The organism is Protofrankia sp. Cr1 (assembly GCF_963555865.1).
Taxonomy (GTDB): domain Bacteria; phylum Actinomycetota; class Actinomycetes; order Frankiales; family Frankiaceae; genus Protofrankia.
Genome location: NZ_CAUVXO010000479.1, coordinates 2,931 through 4,381, shown reverse-complemented (window position 1 = coordinate 4,381; position 1,451 = coordinate 2,931). Strand labels below are relative to the sequence as shown.

The window sequence follows — 1,451 nt, the reverse complement described above, 5'->3', positions numbered from 1 at the left end:
GAACACGCCGATGCAGGTCGCTTCCCGGTACCAGGAAACAGCAAAGTTGACCTTTTCAGGAGCAATGGTTGAGACCTGTTGATCGGCTGGGAGGGGCGTACCTTCCCGGTGATCGAGGTTGAGGTCTCAAGCAGGCCGACGTTGGCGCGTCGGTCGGGAAGGTACGCCCGTGTTGACGGTGGTCGAAGGCGGCGGTTCGCAGGATGGTGACGCGGCGGGGACGCCGTCACTGATCGACGAGATCGTGCGTGATGGTGCGCGGCGGATGCTGGCCGCAGCGTTGGAAGCCGAAGTCGACGCCTATCTCGCCGAGCTGTCCGGCGAGCGTGACGAGTCCGGTCGGCGGCTGGTGGTTCGTAACGGCCATGCGCAGCCGCGGCAGGTGATGACGGCGGCCGGCGCGGTCGAGGTCCGTGCGCCGCGGGTGAACGACAAGCGCGTCGATGCGGTGACCGGGGAGCGGGCGCGGTTTTCCTCGGCGATCCTGCCGCCGTGGTGCCGGAAGTCCCCGCGGATCTCCGAAGTGTTGCCGTTGCTGTACCTACATGGGCTGTCCGGTGGGGACTTCGTGCCGGCGTTGGAGCAGTTCCTCGGCAGCTCGGCCGGCCTGTCCGCCGCCACCATCACCCGGCTGACGAAGACCTGGCAGGACGACTACCGGGCGTTCGCCGACCGGGATCTCTCGAGCGTGGACTACGTCTACCTGTGGGCCGACGGGATCCACGTCAATGTGTGCCTGGACGAAGAGAAGCTGTGTCTGCTGGTGCTGGTCGGGGTCCGCGCGGACGGCCGCAAGGAACTGATCGCGATCGTGGACGGCTACCGGGAGTCGACCGGGTCGTGGGCTGACCTGCTGCGCGACTGCGCCCGGCGCGGGATGTCCGCGCCGGTGCTGGCGGTCGGGGACGGGGCGTTGGGGTTCTGGGGTGCGCTGCGCGAGGTGTTCCCGGAGGCGAAGGAGCAACGCTGCTGGTTCCACAAGATCGGGAATGTGCTGTCCGCGTTGCCGAAGTCGGCGCATCCCGGGGCGAAGAAGGCGCTGGCGGAGATCTACAACGCCGAGGACAAGACGCACGCCGAACAGGCGGCCCGGGCGTTCGTCGCGGCCTACGGGGCGAAGTTCTCGAAGGCCACCGGAAAGATCACCGGGGATCTGGAGGTGTTGCTGGCGTTCTACGACTATCCGGCGGAGCACTGGATCCACCTGCGGACCACGAACCCGATCGAGTCGACGTTCGCGACCGTCCGACACCGGACCAAGGTCACCAAGGGTCCTGGTAGTCGGGCCGCCGGCCTGGCGATGGCGTTCAAGCTCATCGAGTCAGCCCAGGCCCGCTGGCGGGCGGTCAATGCCCCCCACCTCGTCGCGCTCGTCCGCGCCGGCGCCACGTTCGTCAACGGCCAACTCGTCGAGCGACCTCTGGAACGGGTCGCATGACGAGTGTTGGGCT

General features: G+C 67.7%; 1 protein-coding gene. It reads left to right on the top strand.

Features of this window, described 5'->3' with window-relative positions; genetic code table 11:
- Positions 1-169 precede the first annotated feature (169 nt).
- Entirely contained in the window at positions 170-1,438 is a 1,269-nt protein-coding gene (locus U9980_RS24125; RefSeq protein WP_322770026.1) for an IS256 family transposase, read from the top strand.
- Positions 1,439-1,451: the final 13 nt, after the last annotated feature.